At 62.3% G+C, this 24,853-nt stretch carries 21 protein-coding genes and 1 pseudogene; 16 read left to right on the top strand and 6 right to left on the bottom strand.

Features of this window, described 5'->3' with window-relative positions; all coding sequences use genetic code 11:
• Nucleotides 1-129: 129 nt before the first annotated feature.
• Nucleotides 130-2,574, top strand: coding sequence for a penicillin-binding protein 1A (locus AB7M32_RS06705; protein ID WP_454252104.1), 2,445 nt, complete (start codon nt 130-132; stop codon nt 2,572-2,574).
• A 247-nt stretch (nt 2,575-2,821) separates the two neighbouring features.
• Here AB7M32_RS06705 and AB7M32_RS06700 read toward each other — a convergent pair whose 3' ends face one another.
• The 3 genes from AB7M32_RS06700 to rpmE form a co-directional block, all read right to left on the bottom strand.
• Nucleotides 2,822-4,090 carry a malic enzyme-like NAD(P)-binding protein gene (locus AB7M32_RS06700; protein WP_072407352.1) on the bottom strand — a complete coding sequence of 423 codons (1,269 nt, stop codon included), beginning with the start codon at nt 4,088-4,090 and terminating at the stop codon, nt 2,822-2,824.
• 185 nt (nt 4,091-4,275) lie between these two features.
• The gene (locus AB7M32_RS06695; protein ID WP_454249446.1) at nt 4,276-5,058 is read right to left on the bottom strand and encodes a thermonuclease family protein; all 783 of its coding nucleotides are present in this window, start codon (nt 5,056-5,058) and stop codon (nt 4,276-4,278) included.
• A gap of 41 nt (nt 5,059-5,099) precedes the next feature.
• Nucleotides 5,100-5,324, bottom strand: coding sequence for a 50S ribosomal protein L31 (gene rpmE / locus AB7M32_RS06690; protein ID WP_122565297.1), 225 nt, complete (start codon nt 5,322-5,324; stop codon nt 5,100-5,102).
• A gap of 289 nt (nt 5,325-5,613) precedes the next feature.
• On the opposite strand from rpmE, the gene AB7M32_RS06685 reads away from it, so the two are divergent.
• The 10 genes from AB7M32_RS06685 to AB7M32_RS06640 all read left to right on the top strand — a co-directional run bounded on the left by AB7M32_RS06685 (nt 5,614) and on the right by AB7M32_RS06640 (nt 18,775).
• Complete coding sequence (locus AB7M32_RS06685; protein ID WP_454249445.1) at nt 5,614-7,833, top strand: primosomal protein N'; 2,220 nt, start codon at nt 5,614-5,616, stop codon at nt 7,831-7,833.
• Between the two features lie 262 nt (nt 7,834-8,095).
• Nucleotides 8,096-9,832, top strand: a complete 1,737-nt coding sequence (gene argS, locus AB7M32_RS06680) for an arginine--tRNA ligase (protein WP_454249444.1) — start codon at nt 8,096-8,098, stop codon at nt 9,830-9,832.
• Between the two features lies 1 nt (nt 9,833).
• Nucleotides 9,834-10,529 carry an SPOR domain-containing protein gene (locus AB7M32_RS06675; protein ID WP_003196959.1) on the top strand — a complete coding sequence of 232 codons (696 nt, stop codon included), beginning with the start codon at nt 9,834-9,836 and terminating at the stop codon, nt 10,527-10,529.
• A gap of 277 nt (nt 10,530-10,806) precedes the next feature.
• Complete coding sequence (gene hslV, locus AB7M32_RS06670; RefSeq protein ID WP_003196958.1) at nt 10,807-11,337, top strand: ATP-dependent protease subunit HslV; 531 nt, start codon at nt 10,807-10,809, stop codon at nt 11,335-11,337.
• Nucleotides 11,338-11,387: 50 nt separating this feature from the next.
• Nucleotides 11,388-12,725, top strand: coding sequence for an ATP-dependent protease ATPase subunit HslU (hslU, locus tag AB7M32_RS06665; RefSeq protein ID WP_072407360.1), 1,338 nt, complete (start codon nt 11,388-11,390; stop codon nt 12,723-12,725).
• A gap of 168 nt (nt 12,726-12,893) precedes the next feature.
• Nucleotides 12,894-13,271, top strand: coding sequence for a gamma-butyrobetaine hydroxylase-like domain-containing protein (locus tag AB7M32_RS06660; protein ID WP_060739567.1), 378 nt, complete (start codon nt 12,894-12,896; stop codon nt 13,269-13,271).
• A gap of 278 nt (nt 13,272-13,549) precedes the next feature.
• Nucleotides 13,550-15,229: a class II poly(R)-hydroxyalkanoic acid synthase gene (gene phaC / locus AB7M32_RS06655; RefSeq protein WP_072407362.1), complete on the top strand. Its 1,680-nt coding sequence runs from the start codon at nt 13,550-13,552 to the stop codon at nt 15,227-15,229.
• Between the two features lie 212 nt (nt 15,230-15,441).
• Nucleotides 15,442-16,299 carry a poly(3-hydroxyalkanoate) depolymerase gene (gene phaZ, locus AB7M32_RS06650; protein ID WP_003186648.1) on the top strand — a complete coding sequence of 286 codons (858 nt, stop codon included), beginning with the start codon at nt 15,442-15,444 and terminating at the stop codon, nt 16,297-16,299.
• A 112-nt stretch (nt 16,300-16,411) separates the two neighbouring features.
• Complete coding sequence (phaC, locus tag AB7M32_RS06645; protein WP_454249443.1) at nt 16,412-18,094, top strand: class II poly(R)-hydroxyalkanoic acid synthase; 1,683 nt, start codon at nt 16,412-16,414, stop codon at nt 18,092-18,094.
• A gap of 60 nt (nt 18,095-18,154) precedes the next feature.
• The gene (locus AB7M32_RS06640; protein ID WP_454249442.1) at nt 18,155-18,775 is read left to right on the top strand and encodes a TetR/AcrR family transcriptional regulator; all 621 of its coding nucleotides are present in this window, start codon (nt 18,155-18,157) and stop codon (nt 18,773-18,775) included.
• Between the two features lie 207 nt (nt 18,776-18,982).
• Here the strand turns inward: AB7M32_RS06640 and AB7M32_RS06635 are convergent, their stop codons facing one another.
• From AB7M32_RS06635 to AB7M32_RS06625, 3 genes are all read right to left on the bottom strand, one after another.
• Complete coding sequence (locus tag AB7M32_RS06635) at nt 18,983-19,906, bottom strand: phasin family protein (protein ID WP_454249441.1); 924 nt, start codon at nt 19,904-19,906, stop codon at nt 18,983-18,985.
• 10 nt (nt 19,907-19,916) lie between these two features.
• Nucleotides 19,917-20,339: a phasin family protein gene (locus AB7M32_RS06630; RefSeq protein ID WP_060739572.1), complete on the bottom strand. Its 423-nt coding sequence runs from the start codon at nt 20,337-20,339 to the stop codon at nt 19,917-19,919.
• Nucleotides 20,340-20,604: 265 nt separating this feature from the next.
• On the bottom strand, nt 20,605-20,880 hold the full coding sequence (locus AB7M32_RS06625; protein WP_072407372.1) for a polyhydroxyalkanoic acid system family protein: 276 nt from the start codon (nt 20,878-20,880) through the stop codon (nt 20,605-20,607).
• Nucleotides 20,881-21,035: 155 nt separating this feature from the next.
• Here AB7M32_RS06625 and ubiE point away from each other — a divergent pair, with 155 nt between their 5' ends.
• The 5 genes and pseudogenes from ubiE to AB7M32_RS06600 all read left to right on the top strand — a co-directional run bounded on the left by ubiE (nt 21,036) and on the right by AB7M32_RS06600 (nt 24,836).
• Complete coding sequence (ubiE, locus tag AB7M32_RS06620) at nt 21,036-21,806, top strand: bifunctional demethylmenaquinone methyltransferase/2-methoxy-6-polyprenyl-1,4-benzoquinol methylase UbiE (protein ID WP_003196937.1); 771 nt, start codon at nt 21,036-21,038, stop codon at nt 21,804-21,806.
• Nucleotides 21,806-22,430: pseudogene (locus AB7M32_RS06615) on the top strand (ubiquinone biosynthesis accessory factor UbiJ). The gene ubiE and the pseudogene AB7M32_RS06615 overlap by 1 nt, the downstream one beginning before the upstream one ends.
• Nucleotides 22,427-24,031, top strand: coding sequence for a ubiquinone biosynthesis regulatory protein kinase UbiB (ubiB, locus tag AB7M32_RS06610; RefSeq protein WP_072407374.1), 1,605 nt, complete (start codon nt 22,427-22,429; stop codon nt 24,029-24,031). The pseudogene AB7M32_RS06615 and the gene ubiB overlap by 4 nt, the downstream one beginning before the upstream one ends.
• 81 nt (nt 24,032-24,112) lie before the next feature.
• The gene (gene hisI / locus AB7M32_RS06605) at nt 24,113-24,511 is read left to right on the top strand and encodes a phosphoribosyl-AMP cyclohydrolase (protein ID WP_003196931.1); all 399 of its coding nucleotides are present in this window, start codon (nt 24,113-24,115) and stop codon (nt 24,509-24,511) included.
• On the top strand, nt 24,504-24,836 hold the full coding sequence (locus tag AB7M32_RS06600; protein ID WP_003186671.1) for a phosphoribosyl-ATP diphosphatase: 333 nt from the start codon (nt 24,504-24,506) through the stop codon (nt 24,834-24,836). The genes hisI and AB7M32_RS06600 overlap by 8 nt, the downstream gene beginning before the upstream one ends.
• The last annotated feature ends 17 nt before the right edge of the window (nt 24,837-24,853 follow it).

Raw genomic sequence — 24,853 nt, 5'->3', positions numbered from 1 at the left:
TCCGGATGGCATTCCCGACGAAAAAAAATGCTTATAATGCCCAGCGTTTTTTTCGCTTTGTTGCAAGCACGGGTCCTTCCCTGCACCTGGCGCCTTTTTCATTCTTTGCCTGGATATCCAAAAGCCTTGATTCGTCTGCTGAAATTTTTCGGATGGTCCATCGTCGCCGTTTTCTGCGGACTGCTCTTGGGCCTGAGCGGTGCCTTTCTTTACCTTAGTCCGGGATTGCCGTCCGTGGAGGCGCTGAGAAGTATTCAGTTGCAGATTCCTTTGCGGGTGTACAGCAGCGATAACAAGCTGATCGCCGAATTTGGCGAAATGCGCCGCACACCGATCCGTTTCGCCGACATTCCCCCCAATTTCATCAATGCGTTACTAAGTGCTGAAGACGACAACTTCGCCAACCACTATGGCGTCGATCCCGGCAGCCTGATGCGCGCCGCCAGCCAGTTGGTCAAGAGCGGACACATCCAGTCCGGCGGCAGCACCATCACCATGCAAGTGGCCAAGAACTTCTTCCTGACCAGCGAGCGCAGCTTCTCGCGCAAGACCACCGAGATCCTCCTGGCCCTGCAGATCGAGCGGCAGCTGACCAAGGATGAAATCCTTGAGCTGTACGTGAACAAGATTTACCTGGGCAACCGCGCCTACGGCATCGAGGCGGCAGCACAGGTGTATTACGGCAAGTCGATCCGCGACGTGAGCCTGGCGCAGATGGCGATGATCGCCGGCCTGCCCAAGGCACCGTCGCGCTTCAACCCGCTCGCCAACCCGGCGCGCAGCAAGGAGCGTCGCGACTGGATCCTGGGGCGCATGTACAAGCTCGGCAAGATCAGCGAGGCCGACTACACCGCCGCGATCAATGAGCCGCTGAACGCCAGCTATCACGTGCCGACCCCGGAAGTGAACGCCCCGTATATCGCCGAGATGGCCCGTGCCGAGATGGTCGGGCGTTATGGCAGCGACGCCTACACCGAAGGTTTCCGCGTGACCACCACGGTGCCGAGCAACCTGCAGGAAATGGCCAACACCGCGCTGCACGAGGGCCTGATGACCTACGACCAGCGCCACGGCTACCGTGGCCCTGAATCGCGCCTGCCGGGCAAGACCAAGGAAGCCTGGGCCCTGGAGTTGACCAAGCAACGCACCATCAGCAGCCTGGAGCCGGCGATCGTCACCTCGGTGGACAAGGACGGCATCAAGGTGTTGACCCGCAACGGCGAGCAGGAAGAGCACGTTGCCTGGGACACCATGAAGTGGGCCCGTCCGTTCCTCAATACCAACAGCATGGGCGCCAACCCACGGCAACCGTCGGACGTTGCCCAGGTCGGTGACCTGATCCGCGTCCAGCGCCAGGCGGACAACACGCTCAAGTTCAGCCAGATCCCGGCCGCCCAGGGCGCCCTGGTGTCCCTCGACCCGCAGAACGGCGCAATCCGTTCGCTGGTGGGTGGCTTCGCCTTCGAGCAAAGCAATTACAACCGTGCACTTCAGGCCAAGCGCCAGCCGGGCTCGAGCTTCAAGCCGTTCGTCTACAGCGCCGCCCTGGATAACGGCTACACCGCCGCCAGCCTGGTGAACGATGCGCCGATCGTGTTCGTCGATGAGTACCTGGACAAGGTCTGGCGGCCGAAGAACGACACCAATACGTTCCTCGGTCCGATTCGCCTGCGCGAGGCGCTGTACAAATCCCGCAACCTGGTATCGATCCGCCTGTTGCAGGCACTGGGCGTGGATCGCACCATCGACTACATCAGCAAGTTCGGCTTCAACAAGCAGGACCTGCCGCGCAACCTGTCCCTGGCGCTGGGCACCGCGACCCTGACGCCGATGGAAATCGCCACGGGCTGGAGCACGTTCGCCAATGGCGGCTACAAGATCACCCCGTACATCATCGACAAGATCGAAAGCCGCAACGGCGAGACATTGTTCGTGGCCAACCCACCACGGGTCCCCACGGGCGAGCAGGCCAGCGATGGCGTCGCCGCACCGTCCACCGATACTTTCACGGTCAATGCGACGCCAGGCGAAGCCACCACGGCCCCAGGCCTGCCGCAAGCACCCGCCGTCGCGGAACGCATTGTCGATGGCCGTACCACCTTCATTCTCAATAGCATGCTGCAGGACGTGATAAAGCTTGGCACCGGCCGTCGCGCCCTGGCCCTGGGCCGCACCGACCTGGCGGGCAAGACCGGTACCACCAACGAATCCAAGGACGCCTGGTTCTCCGGCTACAACGCCGATTACGTCACCACGGTCTGGACCGGTTTCGACCAGCCCGAAAGCCTGGGTCGCCGTGAGTTCGGCGGCACCGTGGCGCTGCCGATCTGGATGACCTACATGGGTGCCGCCCTCAAGGACAAGCCGCCGCACACCCAGCCGGAACCGGAAGGCATTCTCAGCCTGCGGGTCGACCCGGTCAGCGGCCGCGCGGCCACGCCGGGCACCCCGGGTGCATACTTCGAACTGTTCAAGAGCGAAGACACGCCACCGTCGGTCAACGAACTGGGCAATGGCGTCGTGCCAGGCAGCCCATTGCCGGCAGACGAAGCGGCGCCGATCGATCTGTTCTGACCGGCCTCATTAAGAAGCCCCGCCTTCGAAAGAAGTGCGGGGCTTTTGTTCTCAATGACACCACTGCCTGTGGGAGCGAGCTTGCTCGCGATAGCGTCGGATCAGCTTGCATCGATGTTGAATGCCAGACCGTCATCGCGAGCAAGCTCGCTCCCACAGGGGTTTGTGGCGTTCATACAAAAGCGGCGGCCAACAAAAAGCCCCGACTCGCAAGAGCCGGGGCTTTTTGTTGAAGCGCTACAACGGCTTAGCCGTTGAACACGTCATCCACGCTCTTGAGCGGGTAGTTCTTCGGGTACGGCAGGGTGGCCACGCCCGTCTCGATGGCGGCCTTGGCCACGGCGTCGGAGATCAGGGTGATCAGGCGGGCGTCCATTGGTTTCGGGATGATGTACTCACGACCGAATTCCAGCTTGATGCCGCCGTAGGCGTCGCACACTTCCTGAGGCACCGGCAGCTTGGCCAGTTCGCGCAGGGCGTTGGCGGCCGCGACTTTCATCTCTTCGTTGATGCGCTTGGCGCGAACGTCCAGGGCACCACGGAAGATGAACGGGAAACCCAGTACGTTATTGACCTGGTTCGGGTAGTCCGAACGGCCGGTGGCCATGATCACGTCGCTGCGAGTCGCGTGAGCCAGTTCCGGGGAGATTTCCGGGTCCGGATTCGAGCAGGCGAACACGATCGGGTTCGGCGCCATGCGCAGCAGGTTTTCCGGGCTCAGCAGGTTCGGACCCGACAGACCGACGAACACGTCGGCACCGTCCAGTGCGTCCGCCAGAGAGCGCTTGTCGGTCGCGTGGGCGAAGACGGCCTTGTACTGGTTCAGGTCGTCACGGCCGGAGTGGATCACGCCGGTACGGTCGACCATGAAGATGTTTTCGATCTTGGCGCCCATGCTCACCAGCAACTTCATGCAGGAGATGGCCGCAGCGCCGGCACCCAGGCAGACGATCTTGGCTTCCGGCAGGGTCTTGCCGGCGATTTCCAGGGCGTTGATCATGCCGGCCGCGGTGACGATGGCGGTGCCATGCTGGTCATCATGGAATACCGGAATGTCGCACTGTTCGATCAGGGCGCGCTCGATCTCGAAGCACTCAGGGGCCTTGATGTCTTCCAGGTTGATGCCACCGAAGGTGATAGAGATGCGCTTGACGGTGTCGATGAAGGCTTGCGGGCTCTCGGAGTCGACTTCGATGTCGAATACGTCGATACCGGCGAAGCGCTTGAACAGTACGCCCTTGCCTTCCATGACCGGTTTGGAAGCCAATGGGCCGAGGTTACCCAGGCCGAGAATCGCGGTGCCATCGGAAATGACTGCAACCAGGTTGCCTTTACCGGTGTATTTGTAGGCCAGTTCAGGGTCGCGAGCGATTTCGCGGACTGGTTCGGCTACGCCGGGGCTGTAGGCCAGCGACAAGTCGCGAGCAGTAGCGGTGGCCTTGGTGAGCTCGACACTCAGCTTTCCTGGACGAGGATGCGCGTGATATTCGAGAGCGGCAGTTTTCAGATCAGACATGTGGGCATTCCGCTTTTTACTGTGTTGGACAGACGGACCGCCGAGGATACGCGCCTCGCAAAGTCCCTACAAGACTGACCAGTCACTGCTGTCAAGCGCCCTACTCTACGACTTTGGACCAAGAGCCGCGAAATATAAGGGCTACGTGCATACAATCTAGCCTAATAATGTCTACAATTATTTTCCTACAGGACCGCGTCCAACATAGTCGGATCGGTCAGCGGCAGCATCCATCGCGCTTGGCCAGCCTTGTTCCCGCCACGCCGGGAGCGGTCGACGACCCAGCCCCGGGCCTCGATTTTCCGACCCTTGAGTCGCTCCAGGGCCGAGGCGTCGAAGCGCCTCTGCAAACCCGGCGCAATGTGCAGGACAACCGGCCCCTGCAATTCAATCCAGATGCCACCACGATTGCGCCGCACGCTTTCTACCCGTCCGCTCATCAGCACGAAACCTGAGGTATCGATCTGTTCCGCCCGGACGACAGGGGATTTCTTCCAGAGGCCTGCCCCGGCTTGCCGCGCATGACGCTCAGCCACTTGCTGGCAACTGACCAGGTCGACGTTCGGCGCGACCGCCACCAGAAACCCCAGCCCCTCGGCAATCAACCGCTCCTCGAGGTTCTCGCCCCGGGCGTTGTAGACGTGGGCCAGGGTACGACCGTAATCATCGCGGTCGTCCTTGCCAGGCAATACGCCCACCCGGCCATCATTGGCGGCCACCAGGGCTTCGAGTCGCTGGCGCGCCGCCACGGCGAAGGGTTCGTCGGCGCGGCCGCGCTTGCCCAGCTCAGGGCTGTTGAGACCGATCATGCGAATGCGGCGACCATCCTCCAGGTACAAGGTATCGCCGTCCACCACACGCTGCACCGCCACCTGGGGCAGGCTGCCCGGCGAAGGACAGGCCCCCTGGGCACCGCCGAGCCAAATCGCAGACACAAAAAAGGCGCCCGCAAGGGACGCCTTCTTCATCAATCTGGAGCAGTCGAGACGACCATCCAAAATGATCAGCCTCAGGCTTTTGGAGCAACTTTGCCGAAAGCACCGAAACGATCGGCGAACTTCTGAACGCGGCCGCCGGTATCCAGAGTCTTTTGCTTACCGGTGTAGAACGGGTGGCACTCGTTGCAAACGTCGATCGCCAGGGCTTTGCCGTAGGTCGAACGCGTTTCGAACTTGTTGCCGCAGCTGCAGGTTACGGCAATTTCTGGGTATTCCGGATGGATATCGGTTTTCATGCTGTTTTCCTCAGGCTAGCGTGCCGCCACCCAACACTATTGTTGAATACCGCACGTAATTAGGCCGCGGATTCTACCAGACATCGTCATTCGCGCAAGCTGTCGCTTATACCAACCGTCTGCTAGGCTCGCGCCCTCAAGCACAATCCCTGTGGGAGCGGGCTTGCTCGCGACAGCGATGGGTCAGTTACGGTGATGTTGGCTGTGCCGCCGCTTTCGCGAGCAAGCTCGCTCCCACATTGAATCGCGCTCAGCCTTGCGAACTTGTCCGCTTACCGAGATTCCCCGCGTGCCCAACGCCATCCTGCGCCTCGCCCTGCCGTCCCCCCTGCGCCGCCTGTTCGACTACCGCGCCCCCGCCGGGGTCCTGCGCGCCCAGTTGCAGCCGGGCATGCGCCTGCGGGTGCCGTTCGGCCGGCGGGAAATGATCGGCATCCTGGTGGAGGTCACCGATCACAGCGAGGTCCCGGTCGACAAGCTCAAACCAGCCCTGGCCCTGCTCGATGCCACGCCGCCGCTGCCCGCCTCGCTGTTCAAGTTATGCCTTTGGACGTCCCAGTATTACCAGCACAGCCTCGGCGACACCCTGAGCTGGGCGCTGCCGGTGCTGCTGCGCCAGGGTGAGCTGGCCGAGGCGCGCCAGGAGCGGTTCTGGTCGGTGGCCCCTGGAGCCTCGCTGGACGATCCGCGCATCGCCCGCGCGCCACGCCAGCGCGAGGCCTTGGCGACCCTCGCCCAACACCCCCATGGCGTGGCCCACCAACTGCTGAGCAAACTGATGCTCAGCAAGGACAGCCTCGACCTGTTGCTGGCCAAGGACCTGGTCCAGGTGGAGATCCGCCGGCACGCCCCCGGCGCCCGCCACGAACATTGGCTGGCCCAGCCGGAACTGCCGCTCAACGCCGAACAGCGCGCCGCTTGCGAAGCGATTCGCGCAGGTTTCGACAGTTATCACGCCTTTCTGCTGGCGGGTGTCACCGGCAGCGGCAAGACCGAGGTCTACCTGCAACTGATCCGCCAGACCCTGGAGGCCGGCAAGCAGGCCCTGGTGCTGATTCCGGAAATCAACCTCGGGCCCCAGACCCTGGCGCGTTTCGAGCAACGCTTCAATGCGCGGATCGCCCTGGTGCACTCGGCAGTCAACGACCGCGAACGCCTGGAAGCCTGGCTCGCCGCCCGCGACGGCGAGGCCGATATCATCATCGGCACCCGCTCGGCCCTGTTCACGCCGATGAAAAACCCCGGCCTGATCATCATCGACGAAGAACACGACGGCTCTTATAAACAGCAGGAAGGCCTGCGCTATCACGCCCGCGACCTGGCGCTGGTGCGCGCCCGGCAGGAAAATATCCCGATCGTCCTCGGCTCGGCCACGCCCTCACTGGAAAGCCTGCACAACGCCTATACCGGCCGCTACGGCCTGCTGCGCCTCAACGAACGGGCCGGCGGCGCCAAGCAACCGCGGTTCCTGCGCCTGGACGTGAAAAGTCGTCCACTGGACAGCGGTATTTCCGGGCCGATGCAGCAAGCCATCGGCCAGACCCTGGCCGCCGGGCAACAGGTCCTGGTGTTCCTCAATCGCCGCGGCTTTGCTCCAACCCTGCTGTGCCACGACTGCGGCTGGATGTCTGGCTGCGAACGCTGCGACGCGCGGATGACCGTGCATCAACGCCATGGCGAGCTGCGTTGCCACCATTGCGGCCATGTCGAACGCGTGCCAAGGCATTGCCCGCAGTGCGGCAAAGTGGACTTGCGCCCGGTCGGCGCCGGCACCGAGCGCGCCGAGGAACGGCTGGGTATCCTGTTTCCGGACTACCCGGTCTTGCGGGTGGATCGTGACAGCACCTCGCGCAAGGACGCGATGAACCAGCTGTTCGCGACGATCCAGAAGGGCCAGCCGTGCATATTGGTGGGCACGCAGATGCTCGCCAAGGGGCATCACTTCCCGCGGGTCACGCTGGTGTCGATCCTCGATGCCGATGGGGGGCTGTTCTCCGGAGACTTCCGCGCCAGCGAGCGCATGGCGCAGTTGATCGTCCAGGTCGCCGGCCGGGCCGGACGGGCCGAGGAGCCGGGCAAAGTGATTATCCAGACGCACCTGGCCGATCACCCGCTGTTGATCCAACTGACCGAGCAGGGTTATTTCGCCTTCGCCGAACAGGCCTTGAGCGAACGCCGCAGCGCCGGCCTGCCGCCCTTTTCCCACCTGGCGCTGTTGCGAGCCGAAGCCCACAAGCCGGGGCAGGCCGAAGGCTTCCTCGATGAGGCCTGTAGCGAGGCGGAGCGTTTGCTGGCAGAGCAGAGCCTCACCGGCATCGAACTCCTGGGGCCGGTGCCAGCGCCGATGGAGCGGCGGGCCGGGCGCTATCGCGCGCAGCTTTTATTGCAGGCCAACGCCCGGGCACCGCTGCATCGCCTGCTGAGTGCCTGGCTGCTGGCGCTGGAACAGATGCCCAGCGGACGGGCGGTGCGCTGGTCGCTGGATGTGGATCCGGTGGATTTGTATTGAATGGACCGCAGGCCTGCCCCTGTGGGAGCGAGCTTGCTCGCGATTGCGACGGCATAGCCGACATCACCGTCACTGGCCCACCGCTATCGCGAGCAAGCTCGCTCCCACAGGGGATCGCGTGCATCCAGGCCAGCAAGAATAGTCACCACACATCCCCAACCGACCCGCTACAGTTGGCAAGCTCGTCCGGGCCACGGATAATGCCCAGTTTTTCCACCAGCGCATCGAAGCGCCGCCGCGCCTGCGGTTGAAAGAGAAGACCATGAAAGACACCATTCGCCAGCTCATCCAGCAAGCCATCGCCCAACTCGTCGCTGAAGGTGTGCTGCCAGAAGGCCTGTCGCCGGCGATTCAGGTCGAGAACACCCGCGACAAGACCCACGGCGACTTCGCCAGCAACATCGCGATGATGCTCGCCAAGCCGGCCGGCATGAAACCTCGCGACCTGGCGGAGAAAATCATCGCCGCGCTGCCGGCCGACGAAAACGTCAGCAAGGCTGACATCGCCGGCCCCGGGTTCATCAATTTCTTCCAGAACACCCAGGCCCTGGCTTCGCGCCTGGATGCGGCCCTGGCCGACGAACGCATTGGCGTGCGCAAGGCCGGCCCGTTGCAGCGCACCGTGGTCGACCTCTCGGCCCCCAACCTCGCCAAGGAAATGCACGTCGGCCACCTGCGCTCGACCATCATCGGCGACGGCGTGGCCCGGGTCCTGGAGTTTCTTGGCGACACCGTGATCCGCCAGAACCACGTCGGCGACTGGGGCACCCAGTTCGGCATGCTGATGGCCTATCTGCAGGAAAACCCGATCACCAGCGATGAGCTTTCGGACCTGGAGAACTTCTACCGCGCCGCCAAGCAACGCTTCGACGAGTCGCCCGAGTTCGCCGACCGTGCCCGTGGCCTGGTGGTCAAGCTGCAGGCCGGCGATGCCGAGTGCCTGGCGCTGTGGAGCAAGTTCAAGGACATCTCCCTGTCCCACTGCCAGAAAATCTACGAACTGCTGAACGTCAAATTGACCATGGCCGACGTGATGGGCGAAAGCGCCTACAACGACGACCTGGCCAACGTGGTCAACGACCTCAGGGCCAAGGGCATGCTGGTGGAAAGCAACGGCGCCCAGTGCGTGTTCCTCGACCAGTTCAAGACCGCCGACGGCGAGCCGCTGCCGGTGATCATCGTCAAGGCCGACGGCGGCTACCTCTATGCCACCACCGACCTGGCGGCCGTGCGCTACCGCAACAGCGTGCTCAAGGCTGATCGAGTGCTGTATTTCGTCGACCAGCGCCAGGCCCTGCATTTCCAGCAAGTGTTCGAAGTGGCGCGCCTGGCCGGCTTCGTGACCCGTCCGATGGAAATGGAGCACATGGGCTTCGGCACCATGAACGGTGCCGACGGCCGCCCGTTCAAGACCCGCGATGGCGGCACGGTGAAGCTGATCGACCTGCTGACCGAAGCCCAGGACCGCGCCTACACCCTGGTCAAGGGCAAGAACCCGGACCTGGCCGAGGACGAATTGCGCAAGATCGCCAAGGTGGTGGGCATCGACGCGGTGAAATACGCCGACCTGTCCAAGCACCGCACCAGCGACTACAGCTTCAACTTCGACCTGATGCTCAACTTCGAAGGCAACACCGCGCCATACCTGCTGTACGCCTACACCCGCGTGGCGGGGGTGTTCCGCAAGCTCGGCAAGGGCTTTAACGAAGTGGACGGCCAGATTGTGCTCCAGGCCCCTCAGGAACAGGAGCTGGCGGCGAAGCTGGCGCAGTTCGGCGAGGTCCTGAACAACGTCGCCGACAAGGGCACGCCACACACCCTGTGCGCCTACCTGTACGATGTTGCCGGCCTGTTCTCCAGCTTCTACGAGAACTGCCCGATCCTCAATGCGCAAACCCCGGAGCAAATGCAGAGCCGCCTGCGCCTCGCCGCGCTGACCGGGCGCACGCTCAAGCAAGGCCTGGAACTGCTGGGCCTGGAAACCCTGGAGCGCATGTAAGTTGGCCGCCAAGAAAAAACCTGCACCCAAGCGCGGCGCCAGTCGTTACCAGCCTCCAGCCAAAAAACCGATTCCAGGTTGGTTGTGGATGGCCATCGGCCTGACCGTCGGCGCGTTCATTGTGTTCTTGATGAAGCTGGAGCCGGGCCAGGGCGATGACGTCAAGCGCGTCCGGCAAGAGCAGCAGAAAGCCACGCGCATCGCCGAGGCCAACAAGACCCCGCCGAGCCCGACACAACCGGTGAAGCCGAAGTACGACTTCTACACGTTGCTGCCGGAATCGGAAGTCATCGTGCCACCCGATGCCGTACCGGAGAAAACCCTGCCGACGCCGCAAGTGCCCACCACGCCGGTAACCCCGGCCGAAGCGGCGAAGATCGACACCGCTCGCGCCCAGGCGGCCCTGGCCGGCATCACACCGCCACCGGCCCCTCCGGTGCAGAAAGCCGCGCCGGTGACGAAGTTCTTCCTGCAGGCCGGTTCGTTCCGCAAGGAAGCCGACGCCGACAAGGTCCGCGCGCAGATCATTCTGCTGGGCCAGTCCGTGTCCGTGGAATCCGGGACGGTGAAGGACGAAACCTGGTACCGGGTACTGGTCGGCCCGTTCAGCAACCGCGAGGAACTGACCAAGGCCCAGAAACAATTGGCGGGCAGTGGTTTCAGCAACCTGCTGTTACAACAACGCCAGAGCCGCTGAACCAGGCGACACCAACCCTTGTGGTGAGGGGATTTATCCCCGCTGGGCTGCGAAGCAGCCCCAAGAAAGCTTGATGTATTCGGCCCTGACACACCGAGGCGGCAGGTTTTTAGGGCCGCTGCGCGCCCCAGCGGGGATAAATCCCCTCGCCACAGGATCGCGGAACAATCACAGCGCACCGCTCATCCCCTCTGCGCCCCCACAGTTGAAAAACCCCACGCCACCCCCATATGAGTTCCATCCGGGCATTTTCGCCCCGCTGCGTGGAGACTCTCCCTTGACCACCATCGTTTCAGTCCGCCGTCATGGCAAAGTCGTCATGGGCGGCGACGGCCAGGTTTCACTGGGCAACACCGTGATGAAAGGCAACGCGAAAAAAGTCCGCCGCCTGTATCACGGCGAGGTCATCGCCGGGTTCGCCGGCGCCACCGCCGACGCTTTCACTCTGTTCGAACGATTCGAAGGCCAGCTTGAAAAACACCAGGGCCACCTGGTCCGCGCCGCCGTGGAACTGGCCAAGGAATGGCGGACCGACCGCTCCCTGAGCCGCCTCGAAGCCATGCTCGCGGTCGCCAACAAGGACGCCTCGCTGATCATCACCGGCAACGGCGACGTCGTTGAGCCCGAAGATGGCTTGATCGCCATGGGTTCCGGCGGTGCCTACGCCCAGGCCGCGGCCAGCGCCCTGCTGAAAAAAACCGACCTGTCGGCCCGTGAGATCGTCGAGACTGCCTTGGGCATCGCCGGCGACATCTGTGTCTTCACCAACCACACCCAGACCATTGAGGAGCAGGACCTCGCCGAATAAGCCTGCCACCCGTGCACCGGCTCATTCTTGCTTGAGGACCGCCAATTATTATGTCCATGACTCCCCGCGAAATCGTCCACGAACTCAACCGCCATATCATCGGCCAGGACGATGCCAAGCGCGCCGTCGCCATCGCCCTGCGTAATCGCTGGCGCCGGATGCAGCTGCCCGAAGAGCTGCGCGTCGAAGTGACCCCCAAGAACATCCTGATGATCGGCCCGACCGGTGTCGGCAAGACCGAAATCGCCCGGCGCCTGGCCAAGCTCGCCAACGCGCCGTTCATCAAGGTCGAAGCCACCAAGTTCACCGAAGTCGGCTATGTCGGCCGCGACGTCGAGTCGATCATCCGTGACCTGGCCGATGCCGCGATCAAGCTGCTGCGCGAACAGGAAATCACCAAGGTCCGCCACCGCGCCGAAGACGCCGCCGAAGAGCGCATCCTCGACGCCCTGCTGCCGCCGGCGCGCATGGGCTTCAACGCCGACGCCGCCGCGACCCAGGACACCAACACCCGCCAGCTGTTCCGCAAGCGCCTGCGCGAAGGCCAGTTGGACGACAAGGAAATTGAGATCGAAGTGGCCGAGATGGCCGGCGTGGACATTTCCGCGCCGCCGGGCATGGAAGAAATGACCAACCAGTTGCAGAGCCTGTTTGCCAACATGGGCAAGGGCAAGAAGAAAAGCCGCAAGCTCAAGGTCAAGGAAGCGTTGAAGCTGGTGCGCGACGAAGAAGCCGGCCGCCTGGTCAACGAAGAAGAATTGAAGGCCAAGGCCCTGGAAGCGGTCGAGCAGCATGGCATCGTGTTCATCGACGAAATCGACAAGGTCGCCAAGCGCGGCAATGTCGGCGGCGCCGATGTGTCCCGCGAAGGTGTACAACGCGACCTGCTGCCGCTGATCGAAGGCTGCACGGTCAACACCAAGCTGGGCATGGTCAAGACCGACCACATCCTGTTCATCGCTTCCGGTGCGTTCCACCTGAGCAAACCGAGCGACCTGGTGCCGGAACTGCAGGGTCGCCTGCCGATCCGTGTCGAGCTCAAGGCGCTGACGCCGGAAGACTTCGAACGCATCCTGAGCGAGCCCCATGCGTCCCTGACCGAACAGTACTGCGCGCTGCTCAAGACCGAAGGCCTGAGCATCGAGTTCACGCCAGAAGGCATCAAGCGCCTGGCCCAGATCGCCTGGCAGGTCAACGAGAAGACCGAGAACATCGGTGCCCGTCGCCTGCACACGCTGCTCGAGCGCTTGCTCGAGGAAGTGTCGTTCAGCGCCGGCGACCTGGCCAGCGCCCACAACGAAGCGCCGATCCTCATCGACGCCGAGTACGTCAACAGCCACCTGGGTGAATTGGCGCAGAACGAAGACCTGTCGCGGTATATCCTGTAACCCACCGACAGGTTTCTCCGGACCTGTGGGAGCGAGCTTGCTCGCGATGGCGGCGTACCATTCAACCGACGTGTTGACTGTCAAACCGCTATCGCGAGCAAGCTCGCTCCCACATTGACCGTGTCGTTGTTGCAGATCAAGGCATCCTTCCGAGACGGATCACAGGCCATGACCAAGCTCCCCACCGCCATCAACCTGCACAAAGCCTCCAAGACCCTGACGCTCAAATACGCGCCGGACGAGGAGTACCACCTGCCCGCCGAGTTCCTGCGGGTGCACTCGCCTTCCGCCGAGGTCCAGGGCCATGGCAAACCCATCCTGCAATACGGCAAGCTCAACGTTGCACTGACCAAGGTCGAACCGGCCGGCCAGTACGCACTGAAACTGACCTTCGACGATGGCCACGACAGCGGATTGTTCACCTGGGACTATCTCTACCAGTTGGCGGTGCGCCAGCAAGACTTGTGGAACGATTATCTTGGCGAACTCAAGGCCGCCGGAAAAACCCGCGATCCGAACGCGTCCGTCGTCAAGCTGATGCTCTAGCTCAAGGGCTGGCGCTTTAGGGCGATTTTTCTAGACTCATCTGCTTGAATGCCCGCGCAGCAACGTCAATGACTGGCCTGCTTGCGAAAAAAATTAAACTCGGGTAACCAATGAAGCTGGCAAGTTCCCTGCAAAGGAACCGGCGAGTTCCTGGCACACGTTTCCTCATTGGCCCTCGATGCGGAATTAATGGTCACCCGAGCAGCGTACCTGGTATCGGCTGTGTGGCTTCATGGCACCAACCGGGTACTCGTCTGAAGGACAATGGAGCGTCGTAGATGAGCAACAAGAACAACGATGACCTGAAGTACCAGGCCTCGGAAAATACCCTGGGGTTGAATCCCGTCGTCGGCTTGCGCAGGAAAGACCTGCTGGCCTCTGCCCGCATGGTGCTGACCCAGGCCATCAAGCAACCGCTGCACAGCGTCAAGCATGTCGCCCATTTCGGCGTCGAACTCAAAAATGTCCTGTTCGGCAAATCCGAGTTGCAACCGGCCGGCGACGACCGTCGCTTCGCCGACCCGGCGTGGAGCCAGAACCCGCTCTACAAACGTTACCTGCAAACCTACCTGGCGTGGCGCAAGGAGCTGCACGCCTGGATCGACGACAGCAGCCTCTCGCCCGCGGACATCAGCCGCGGGCATTTCGTGATCAACCTGATGACCGAAGCCATGGCCCCGACCAATTCGGCGGCCAACCCGGCGGCGGTCAAGCGCTTCTTCGAAACCGGCGGCAAGAGCCTTTTGGACGGCCTGTCCCACCTGGCCAAGGACCTGGTGCACAACGGCGGGATGCCGAGCCAGGTGAACATGGGCGCGTTCGAGGTCGGCAAGAGCCTGGGCGTGACTGAAGGCGCCGTGGTGTTTCGCAACGACGTGCTGGAGTTGATCCAGTACCGGCCCATCACCGAGCAGGTCCACGAGCGACCGCTGCTGGTGGTGCCGCCACAGATCAACAAGTTCTACGTGTTCGACCTGAGCCCGGACAAGAGCCTGGCGCGCTTCTGCCTGCGCAGCAACGTGCAGACCTTCATCGTCAGCTGGCGCAACCCCACCAAGGAGCAGCGCGAGTGGGGCCTGTCGACCTATATCGAGGCGCTCAAGGAAGCGGTGGACGTGGTCACGGCCATCACCGGCAGCAAGGACGTGAACATGCTCGGCGCCTGCTCGGGCGGCATCACCTGCACCGCGCTGCTGGGCCATTACGCCGCCCTCGGCGAGAAAAAGGTCAATGCCCTGACCTTGCTGGTGAGCGTGCTCGACACCACCCTGGACACCGACGTGGCGCTGTTCGTCGACGAACAGACCCTGGAAGCGGCCAAGCGCCACTCCTACCAGGCCGGCGTACTCGAAGGCCGCGACATGGCCAAGGTCTTCGCCTGGATGCGCCCCAACGACCTGATCTGGAACTACTGGGTCAACAACTACCTGTTGGGCAACGAACCGCCCGTGTTCGACATCCTGTTCTGGAACAACGACACCACACGGTTGCCGGCGGCGTTCCACGGCGACCTCATCGAAATGTTCAAGAACAATCCACTGATCCGCCCCAACGCACTGGAAGTGTGCGGCACGCCCATCGATCTCAAGCAGGTCACCGCCGACATCTTCTCCCTGGCCGGCACCAACGACCACATCACGCCGTGGAAGTCCTGCTATAAGTCGGCGCAGTTGTTTGGCGGCAAGGTGGAGTTCGTGCTGTCGAGCAGCGGCCATATCCAGAGCATCCTCAACCCGCCAGGCAACCCCAAGTCGCGCTACATGACCAGTGATGACATGCCGGCCAAGGCCGAAGACTGGCAGGAGAATTCAACCAAGCACACCGACTCCTGGTGGCTGCACTGGCAAGCCTGGCAGGCCGAACGCTCGGGCAAACTGAAAAAAGCCCCCACCGTGCTGGGCAACAAGGCCTACCCGGCCGGTGAAGCGGCGCCCGGCACCTATGTGCATGAGCGTTAAGGGATGCAACTCGTCTGCTGCGGGGTGGGCTTGCTCACGAATACATCCCGCCAGCCGACACGCTGATAACCCCCTGTGAGAGCGAGCTTGCTCGCGATGACGGTGTATCAGGCAACAGCGATGCTGGCTGTGATGCCCTCATCGCGAGCAAGCTCGCTCCCACAGGGACGGGGCATATGAACGACAGCGATTCACCTGATAGGGCTTGAAGCATGCCGCAACCGTACATCTTTCGTACCGTCGATCTGGATGGCCAGACCTTGCGCACCGCGGTACGTCCCGGCAAGCCTCACTTGACGCCCTTGCTGATTTTCAACGGCATCGGCGCCAACCTCGAGCTGGTGTTCCCGTTCATCCAGGCCTTGGACCCGGACCTGGAGGTCATCGCCTTTGACGTGCCCGGCGTCGGCGGTTCATCGACACCCAACCGGCCGTATCGCTTTCCGGGCCTGGCCAAACTCACCGCGCGGATGCTCGATTACCTCGATTATGGGCAGGTCAACGTGATCGGCGTGTCGTGGGGGGGCGCCCTGGCCCAGCAGTTTGCCTACGACTACCCGGAGCGCTGCAAGAAGCTGGTGCTGGCGGCCACGGCTGCCGGGGCGGTGATGGTGCCGGGCAAACCGAAGGTGCTGTGGATGATGGCCAGCCCCCGGCGCTACGTTCAGCCTTCCCATGTGATGCGTATCGCACCGCTGATCTATGGCGGTTCGTTCCGCCGGGACCCGAGCCTGGCGGCCAGCCACGCGGCCAAGGTTCGTTCGGCGGGCAAGCTGGGTTATTACTGGCAACTGTTCGCCGGCCTCGGCTGGACCAGCATCCATTGGCTGCACAAGATCCATCAGCCCACGCTGGTGCTGGCCGGCGATGACGACCCGCTGATTCCCCTGATCAACATGCGCATGCTGGCCTGGCGCATTCCCAACGCCCAATTGCACATCATCGATGACGGCCATCTGTTCCTGATCACCCGGGCCGAGGCGGTAGCGCCGATCATCATGAAGTTCCTGGAGGAAGAACGTCAGCGTGCCGTGATGCATCCGCATCCCTCGCCGCTGGGCGGCGGCTGAAACCGCCCATTAGCGCCTGGCAGGACGCCGGATCGCGCTGCGACCCGAATCAGCGACTATGTTGTCTGGTTCGGTGTGTTTGTTTTTAGCCTGATGACGAAGGAGTTGACTCATGCGCGACAAACCGGCGAAGGGTTCCATGCCCGCCCCTGCCAGCTTCATCAATGCACAAAGTGCGGTCACCGGCCTGCGTGGCAGGGACCTGCTGTCCACCTTGCGCAGTGTGGCCGCACACGGTTTGCGCAACCCGGTGCACAGTGCCCGGCATGCGTTGAAACTGGGCGGTCAATTGGGCCGTGTGTTGCTGGGCGAAACCCTGCACCCCACCAACCCCAACGACCCGCGCTTCGCCGACCCCACCTGGCAGCTCAATCCGTTCTATCGCCGCAGCCTGCAGGCCTACCTGAGCTGGCAAAAACAGGTCAAGAGCTGGATTGACGAAAGCGACATGGGCCAGGACGACCGCGCCCGCGCCCACTTCGCCTTCGCCCTGCTCAACGACGCCGTATCGCCGTCCAATACCTTGCTCAACCCGCTGGCGATCAAGGAGCTGTTCAACTCCGGCGGCGCCAGCCTGGTTCGAGGCATCAGCCACCTGGTGGACGACCTGCTGCACAACGACGGCTTGCCGCGGCAAACCACGCCCCATGCCTTTGAGGTCGGCAAGACCCTGGCGACCACACCCGGCGCGGTGGTGTTTCGCAACGAATTGCTCGAACTGATCCAGTACCGGCCCATGAGCGAAAAGCAATACGCCAAGCCGTTGCTGATCGTGCCGCCACAGATCAACAAGTTCTACATTTTCGACCTCAGCCCCTCCAACAGCTTCGTCCAGTACGCCCTGAAAAACGGTTTGCAGGTGTTCATCATCAGTTGGCGCAACCCTGACGTACGCCACCGCGAATGGGGCCTGTCCAGCTATGTCGAGGCCACGGAAGAGGCCATGAATGTCTGTCGGGCGATCACGGGCGCTCGTGAGGTCAACCTGATGGGCGCCTGTGCCGGTGGCATGACCATCGCCGCCCTGCAAGGCCACCTGCAAGCCAAGCGCCAGTTGCGCCGAGTAGCCAGCGCCACCTACCTGGTGAGCCTGCTGGACAGCCAGATCGACAGCCCGGCCACGCTGTTCATCGACGAGCAGACCCTCGAGGCCGCCAAGCGCCGCTCCTACCAGAAGGGCGTTCTCGATGGTCGCGACATGGCCCGGGTGTTCGCCTGGATGCGCCCCAACGACCTGATCTGGACCTACTTCATCAACAACTACCTGCTGGGCAAAGAGCCGCCAGCTTTCGACATCCTCTACTGGAACAACGACTGCACCCGGCTGCCGGCGGCTTATCACGGCGATCTGTTGGACTTCTTCAAGCACAACCCACTGACCCACCCCGGCGGCCTGGAAGTGTGCGGCACGCCCATCGACCTGCAGAAAGTGACGGTGGACAGCTTCAGCGTGGCCGGCATCAACGACCACATCACGCCCTGGGACGCTGTCTATCGCTCGACGCTGTTGCTCGGTGGCGACAAACGCTTCGTGCTTTCCAACAGCGGCCATGTCCAGAGCATTCTCAACCCGCCGGGCAACCCTAAGGCCCACTACATCGAAAGCGCAAAAATGAGCAGCGACCCACGGGCCTGGTACTACGACGCCGCCCACGTCGAAGGGAGTTGGTGGACGCAATGGCTGGGCTGGATCCAGGAACGCTCCGGCGCTCAGCACGAAACCCAGATGACCCTGGGCAACGCGAACTATCCGCCTCTGGACGCCGCCCCCGGCACTTATGTTCGCGTGCGCTGAAGGCCCTACCCCACGGTCAGGCGATTGGCCGTGGCACGACTCGATCATTAAGAAGACCGGATGAAAACCCGCGACCGCATCCTTGAATGTGCCCTGCAGTTATTCAACGAAAAGGGCGAACCGAACGTATCCACGATGGAAGTTGCCAACGAAATGGGCATCAGCCCAGGCAACCTCTACTACCATTTCCATGGCAAGGAACCGCTGATCCTCGGGTTGTTCGAGCGCTTCCAGAGCGAACTGGCGCCGCTGCTGGACCCACCGGCGGACGCACAGTTGGCGCCGGAAGACTACTGGCTGTTCCTGCACTTGATCGTCGAGCGCCTGGCCCAGTACCGGTTTCTGTTCCAGGACCTGTCGAACCTGGCCGGACGCCTGCCGAAGCTGGCCAAGGGCATCCGTCAATTGCTCAATGCCCTGAAGCGAACCCTCGCCTCGCTGCTGGCACAGCTCAAGGCTCAGGATCTGCTGGTCAGCGATACCCAGGCCCTGGGGCAACTGGTGGAGCAGATCACCATGACGTTGCTGTTCTCCCTGGACTACCAGCGGATCCTGGCCCGCGAGGGTGAGGTTCGACTGGTGGTCTACCAGATCATGATGCTGGTGGCACCGCACCTGCCGCCCGCGCCCAAGGTGGCGACCGAGCGACTGGCGTTGCGGTACCTGGAAGAGCATGACTGACGACCAGCAGTGGAAGATCCATTGTGGGAGCGAGCTTGCTCGCGATGGCGGTATATCAGTCAAGATCAATATTGCTGACCCACCGCTATCGCGAGCAAGCTCGCTCCCACATTGTTTTCCGGGTGATTTCAAGGTTTGAGATTGACCTGCGTACAAACAAAAACGCCCGACCTTCACAGGCCGGGCGTTTTTGCATGTCCCGCAGAATCAGGACTGGGTGGAAGGCGTCGTTGGAGCCGCCGCTGGTGCTGGAGTGGCGACCGGGGTCGGAGCAGCGGCGGAGTTCGTCGTGCTCGCCGGGGTTGCCGGTTTGGCGGCCGCGGTTGGCGCCTTGGGCGCGGCGGCTTTTGGCGCGGCCGTTTTTTTCACGGCAGGCTTTTTCGCCGCAGCGGGTTTGGCTGCCGCTTTTGCCGCCGGCTTGGCTGCAGGCTTAGCCGCTGGCTTGGCCGCAGCGGGTTTAGCTGCAGCAGTCTTGGCCGCTGGCTTGGCAGTCGGTTTGGCAGCCGGTTTGGCGGCGGGCTTGGCTGCCGCTTTCGCCGCTACCGGTTTGGCCGCCGCCTTGGCAGCAGGTTTGGCCGCAGCGGTTTTGGCCACAGGCTTGGCCGCAGCTTTCGCCGCTGGTTTGGCGGCGGGTTTTGCCGCAGCTTTGACCAGTGGTTTGGCTGCCGTTTTAGCGGCCGGTTTGGCCGCCGCCGTCTTGGTCGCCACGGGTGCGACTTTGGCGCCGGTGAGTTTTTCGATCTGCTTGGTCAGGGTATCGACCTTGCTGTGCAGCGCCTTGACTTCATTACGGCTCGGCACGCCCAGGCGCGAGATCGCGCTGTTCAGGCGCTTGTCGAAAGCCCCTTCCAGTTCGTCCCATTTGCCCAGTGCCCGATCTTTCACACCACCGATGCGCGACTTGGCGGACTCGGCAGAATCCTTGGCGGCATCGACCTGTTTGCCGACCGCCGTCTTGGTGAGTTTTTCGGCCTTTTCGCCGTCCTTAACCAGGGACTCGAAGAGCTTGCTGCCGTCAGTGTCGATCTTCGAGTACACGCCTAAACCAGCAAGCCAGATTTTGCGGGAATATTTTTCAATCTTCCCGGCCCACGAGCTGCCCTCTTTTTCTGTGATTTTTTTGCCAGCCATCCCGTTCTCCTTAATGTTTACGCGCGACACGTTCGAGCAATGCTGTCAGCTCATCGAGCTTAGCAGAGAGTGTCTCAACGTCATGTTTAGACGGAATGCCGATACGATTCAAGGCACTTGCAACACGAGCATCGAATACCTTCTCGACTTTATCGAGTTGTACTTCAACCCGGGCCTTGAAAGTATTGACGTCACTCTTGGCTTCAATCAATTCGCTGTTGGCCGCTTCAAGTTTCCCGGCAATTTTCTTTTTGCCTTTGGTTTCAATAACTTCGCCAGCCTTTACCAACTCCTGGAAGTACCCGCTGCCTTCCTGGCCGACCTTCGTATAGGCGCCCAGGCCAGCCAGCCAGATCTTGCGCGCGTACGTTTTCACGTCGCTGAGCGTGGAAGATTCAACGTCGGTTTTTTTCTTCAGAATAACTTTGGCCATGGTGCACCTCACTCGAAAAAAGGTTTGAGGAACTGCCCGCACATGGACGGGCTCAGGCACAAAGTAGTGACAATAATTAGAAACGGCACCCTAACAACTGACACAAACACTGAAGGCGATGACTTTCCCTGTGGGAGCGAGCTTGCTCGCGATGGCGGAGTGTCAGCCAACCTTAATGTGACTGAAACAATGCAATCGCGAGCAAGCTCGCTCCCACAGGTGGGTGGTGAACTTCAATTTTGCGTTCTCCCACCCTTTCGTTCGATCAGGCCAACGCCTTATCCAACGCCTTTTCGATTTCCGTCTTGATCGTGCCGCTCATGGCCGACATCAACATGCCCAGTTCCACGTCGACGCGGATCGAATCCTCGCCCACATGCACTTCGCCCTTGACCCCGGAACGCTTGAGTTTCAGGGTATCGCCCACCCACTGCGGCTCCAGGCCATAGCTGTCGGACAACTTCTGCGCCAGCTTGTCGGCTTTCTCTCGCGCCGCTTCCTTGCCCAGGTCATGGGCACGCTCAACCGTTATACGGGCCATCGGATGACTCCTGTTTTATCGGGACATACCTGAACGTTTCGGACACTGGCTGCGTCAAAACGTCCAGGCGGTAGCCCATCTTACCTGCAGCCTTGCCAAGACAAAGCCCTCCACCGGGATTAGAATGTCCCGCATTCTTTTTTGGTGACCGCGATATGACTGATCAGCGCAAAGGCAGCGATGCCGAACCCACCACTCACTTCGGCTTCAAGAACGTGCCGGAAAGCCAGAAAGCGGAAAAAGTCGCTGAGGTTTTCCACTCCGTAGCCGCCAAGTACGACTTGATGAACGACCTGCTCTCGGGCGGCATGCACCGGCTGTGGAAGCGTTTCGCAATCGAGCTGTCGGGCGTGCGCAGCGGCAATCGTGTGCTGGACATCGCTGGCGGCACGGGTGACCTGACGAAGAAGTTTTCCCACATCGTCGGGCCGACCGGCCAGGTGGTGCTGGCCGACATCAACGAATCCATGCTCAAGGTCGGCCGCGACCGCCTGCTGGACCTGGGAGTGGCCGGCAATGTCGAGTTCGTCCAGGCCGACGCCGAAAAGCTGCCGTTCCCCGACAACCATTTCGACTGCGTGACCATCGCCTTCGGCCTGCGCAACGTCACCCACAAGGAAGACGCCCTGCGCTCGATGCTGCGCGTGCTCAAGCCCGGCGGCCGCCTGCTGGTGCTGGAGTTCTCCAAACCGACCAACGCGTTGATGTCCAAGGCCTATGACGCCTACTCGTTCGCCTTCATGCCGCTGATGGGCAAGCTGATCACCAATGACTCGGAAAGCTATCGCTACCTGGCCGAATCGATCCGCATGCACCCGAACCAGGAAACCCTGAAGTCGATGATGGTCGAGGCCGGTTTCGACCGCGTGACCTACCACAACATGACCGCGGGCATCGTCGCCCTGCATCGCGGTATCAAACCCTGATGCTGCTCACCGGCCTGCTCGCCAGCGTCGAACTCGGTATCAACCGGGTGCTGCGCCTGGACAGCACGGCGCTCGCGCGCCTGGCGCACTTGAGCGGCAAGGTGATCGCCGTCGACTGCCGCAACCCGGCGTTGCAGTTGTTCATCCTGCCCAGCGACGAAGGCCTGATGCTCGCCGCCCACTGGGAAGCCGAAGCGGATTGCACGCTGCGCGCCCCAGCCTCGAGCCTGTTGAACCTGGCCCTGGGCAAGGACAAGACCGCGGTGCTGCACAGCCCTGAAGTCGAGCTCGACGGCGACAGTGGCGTGCTGTTGGAGCTGGCGGCGATTCTCCAGGACCTGGAACTGGACTGGGAATACGAAGTGTCCCGCTGGATCGGCCCAGTGGCGACCCAGTTGCTCAGCGGCCATCTGCACAGCCGCCGTCGCTGGTACCGCCAGGGCTTCGCCAGCCTGGGACAGAATCTGAGTGAATACCTGGCCGAAGAATCGCGTACCCTCGTAGGCCAACGCGAGGCCCAGGCCCGTTTTGATGAACTGGACCAGGTCAAGCTTGACCTGGAACGTCTCGAGGCGCGTTTCGAGCGCCTTTCCCGATCCCTTGAAACCAAGCGATAACGCATGAAGCTGCTTGCCGTCCGCCGTTTGTTGCGCATCCAGCGCGTCGTGATTCGCTACCGCCTCGATGACCTGCTGTTCGCCCTGCCGCTGCCCTGGTTTCTCCTGGCGCTGCGCTTCGTGCTGCCGTGGCGCTGGTTCCCCCGACGAACTCTGGACCTGACGCGTGGCGCGCGCCTGCGCCTCGCCTTGCAGGACCTGGGACCGATCTTCATCAAGTTCGGGCAGATCCTCTCGACCCGTCGCGACCTGCTGCCCGAAGACATCGCCGATGAACTGATGCTGTTGCAAGACCGCGTGCCGCCGTTCGATTCCAAGCTGTCGGTGGCCCTGATCGAGGAACAACTGGGCAAGAAGATCAGCGAAGTTTTCAGCCGTTTCGACGTCGAGCCCCTGGCCTCGGCCTCCGTGGCCCAGGTGCATGCCGCCCAGCTCAAGAGCGGCGAAGAGGTGGTGGTCAAGGTCATCCGGCCGGGCCTCAAGCCCATCATCGCCCAGGACCTGGCGTGGCTGTTCATCCTCGCCCGCGCCGCCGAACGGTTGTCGGCCGATGCCCGCCTGCTGCACCCGGTGGACGTGGTCCAGGACTACGAAAAAACCATCTACGACGAACTCGACCTGCTGCGCGAGGCCGCCAACGCCAGCCAGCTGCGCCGCAACTTCGAAGGCTCGCCGCTGCTCTATGTGCCCCAGGTCTATTGGGACTGGTGCCGGCCGAAAGTCCTGGTGATGGAGCGCATCTACGGCATCCAGGTCACCGACCTGGCGACCCTGGCCGACCAGCGCACCGACATGAAACTGCTAGCCGAACGCGGCGTGGAAATCTTCTTCACCCAGGTGTTCCGCGACAGTTTCTTCCACGCCGACATGCACCCGGGCAACATCTTCGTCAGCACCGTGCAGCCGTGGAGCCCTCAATACATCGCCATCGACTGCGGCATCGTCGGCAGCCTGACCCCCGAGGACCAGGACTACCTGGCCCGCAACCTGTTCGCCTTTTTCAAGCGTGATTACCGCCGTGTCGCCCAACTGCACATCGATTCGGGCTGGGTGCCGGCCGAGACCAAGCTCAACGAATTCGAAGCGGCGATCCGTACCGTGTGCGAACCGATCTTCGAAAAACCGTTAAAAGATATTTCCTTTGGTCAGGTGCTGATGCGCCTGTTCCAGACCGCCCGGCGCTTCAACATGGAAGTCCAGCCACAGCTGGTGCTGTTGCAGAAGACCCTGTTGAACATCGAAGGCCTCGGTCGCCAGCTGTACCCGGACCTGGACCTGTGGAACACCGCCCAGCCGTTCCTCGAGCGCTGGATGCGCGAACGCGTCAGCCCGCGGACCCTGCTGGGCAACGTGCAGAGCCAGTTCGAGCAGATCCCGCACTTGGCCAACATGACCCGCGACCTGCTCGAACGCATGTCCCAACCCCACGCCCACGACCCGGCGCCCCCCTGGCACCGACGCAAGGACGACTGGCTGTTGCGCCTGCTTGGCGCGGCTCACCTGGGCGGCGGCGCGGTGCTGGCGACCGGCGGGCCGTTGAGCGAAATGGGTCACTGGCCGGCCGGCATCATGATGGCGGTCGGTCTGTATCTGGTCGTTCGCCGATAGCCAGCACCGGTTCGCGCTGGCACACTGTTTCAACGCTGGGCCCGCCGACGTCAGGTGCGCGGCCCTTGGTCGGAGTCAACGATGAAAAACTGGCAGGACGAGATCAAGTGGGACGCTGACGGCCTGGTGCCGGCCATCGCCCAGGACCACAAGACCGGGCGCGTATTGATGATGGCCTGGATGAACCGTGAAGCGCTGGCCCTGACCGCCGCCGAGAACCGCGCCATCTATTGGTCACGTTCCCGTGGCAAGCTGTGGCGCAAGGGTGAAGAGTCCGGGCATGTGCAGCACCTGCATGAGATGCGCCTGGACTGCGACGGCGACGTCATCATCCTGATGGTCGAGCAAGTCGGCGAGATTGCCTGCCACACCGGCCGTCAAAGCTGCTTCTATCGCGTCTTCGAGAACGGCGACTGGAAAACCGTCGACCCGGTACTCAAGGACCCGCATGCCATTTATTCAGGACATACCCATGAGTGACACCCTGACCCGCCTGGCCCAGGTGCTGGAAGAGCGCAAGGGCGCCGCGGCCGACAGTTCCTATGTCGCCAGCCTGTACCACAAGGGCTTGAACAAGATTCTGGAAAAAGTCGGCGAAGAATCCGTCGAGACCATCATCGCTGCCAAGGATGCCGCCATCAGCGGCGACTGCAGCGACGTGATCTACGAGACCGCCGACCTGTGGTTCCACAGCCTGGTCATGCTGGCCCAACTGGGGCAGCATCCGCAGGCCGTACTGGATGAACTCGACCGTCGCTTCGGTCTGTCCGGGCACGTCGAGAAAGCCTCGCGCCCGTCCGCCTGATCAATTTTTGAGAGGAG

This window comes from Pseudomonas sp. R151218B TE3479 (assembly GCF_053629195.1).
Note: the sequence above shows the minus strand (reverse complement) of the source record. Positions and strands in the feature narration are given on the sequence as shown.

Coding starts and splice junctions, on each gene's coding strand:
- phaC (WP_072407362.1), top strand. CDS start 13,550: ATGAGCAACAAGAACAACGATGACCTGAAGTACCAGGCCTCGGAAAAT.
- ubiB (WP_072407374.1), top strand. CDS start 22,427: ATGAAGCTGCTTGCCGTCCGCCGTTTGTTGCGCATCCAGCGCGTCGTG.
- AB7M32_RS06640 (WP_454249442.1), top strand. CDS start 18,155: ATGAAAACCCGCGACCGCATCCTTGAATGTGCCCTGCAGTTATTCAAC.
- AB7M32_RS06630 (WP_060739572.1), bottom strand. CDS start 20,339: ATGGCCAAAGTTATTCTGAAGAAAAAAACCGACGTTGAATCTTCCACG.
- argS (WP_454249444.1), top strand. CDS start 8,096: ATGAAAGACACCATTCGCCAGCTCATCCAGCAAGCCATCGCCCAACTC.
- AB7M32_RS06695 (WP_454249446.1), bottom strand. CDS start 5,058: ATGAAGAAGGCGTCCCTTGCGGGCGCCTTTTTTGTGTCTGCGATTTGG.
- AB7M32_RS06635 (WP_454249441.1), bottom strand. CDS start 19,906: ATGGCTGGCAAAAAAATCACAGAAAAAGAGGGCAGCTCGTGGGCCGGG.
- hslU (WP_072407360.1), top strand. CDS start 11,388: ATGTCCATGACTCCCCGCGAAATCGTCCACGAACTCAACCGCCATATC.
- AB7M32_RS06625 (WP_072407372.1), bottom strand. CDS start 20,880: ATGGCCCGTATAACGGTTGAGCGTGCCCATGACCTGGGCAAGGAAGCG.
- ubiE (WP_003196937.1), top strand. CDS start 21,036: ATGACTGATCAGCGCAAAGGCAGCGATGCCGAACCCACCACTCACTTC.
- AB7M32_RS06600 (WP_003186671.1), top strand. CDS start 24,504: ATGAGTGACACCCTGACCCGCCTGGCCCAGGTGCTGGAAGAGCGCAAG.
- rpmE (WP_122565297.1), bottom strand. CDS start 5,324: ATGAAAACCGATATCCATCCGGAATACCCAGAAATTGCCGTAACCTGC.
- AB7M32_RS06660 (WP_060739567.1), top strand. CDS start 12,894: ATGACCAAGCTCCCCACCGCCATCAACCTGCACAAAGCCTCCAAGACC.
- AB7M32_RS06700 (WP_072407352.1), bottom strand. CDS start 4,090: ATGTCTGATCTGAAAACTGCCGCTCTCGAATATCACGCGCATCCTCGT.
- hisI (WP_003196931.1), top strand. CDS start 24,113: ATGAAAAACTGGCAGGACGAGATCAAGTGGGACGCTGACGGCCTGGTG.
- phaZ (WP_003186648.1), top strand. CDS start 15,442: ATGCCGCAACCGTACATCTTTCGTACCGTCGATCTGGATGGCCAGACC.
- phaC (WP_454249443.1), top strand. CDS start 16,412: ATGCGCGACAAACCGGCGAAGGGTTCCATGCCCGCCCCTGCCAGCTTC.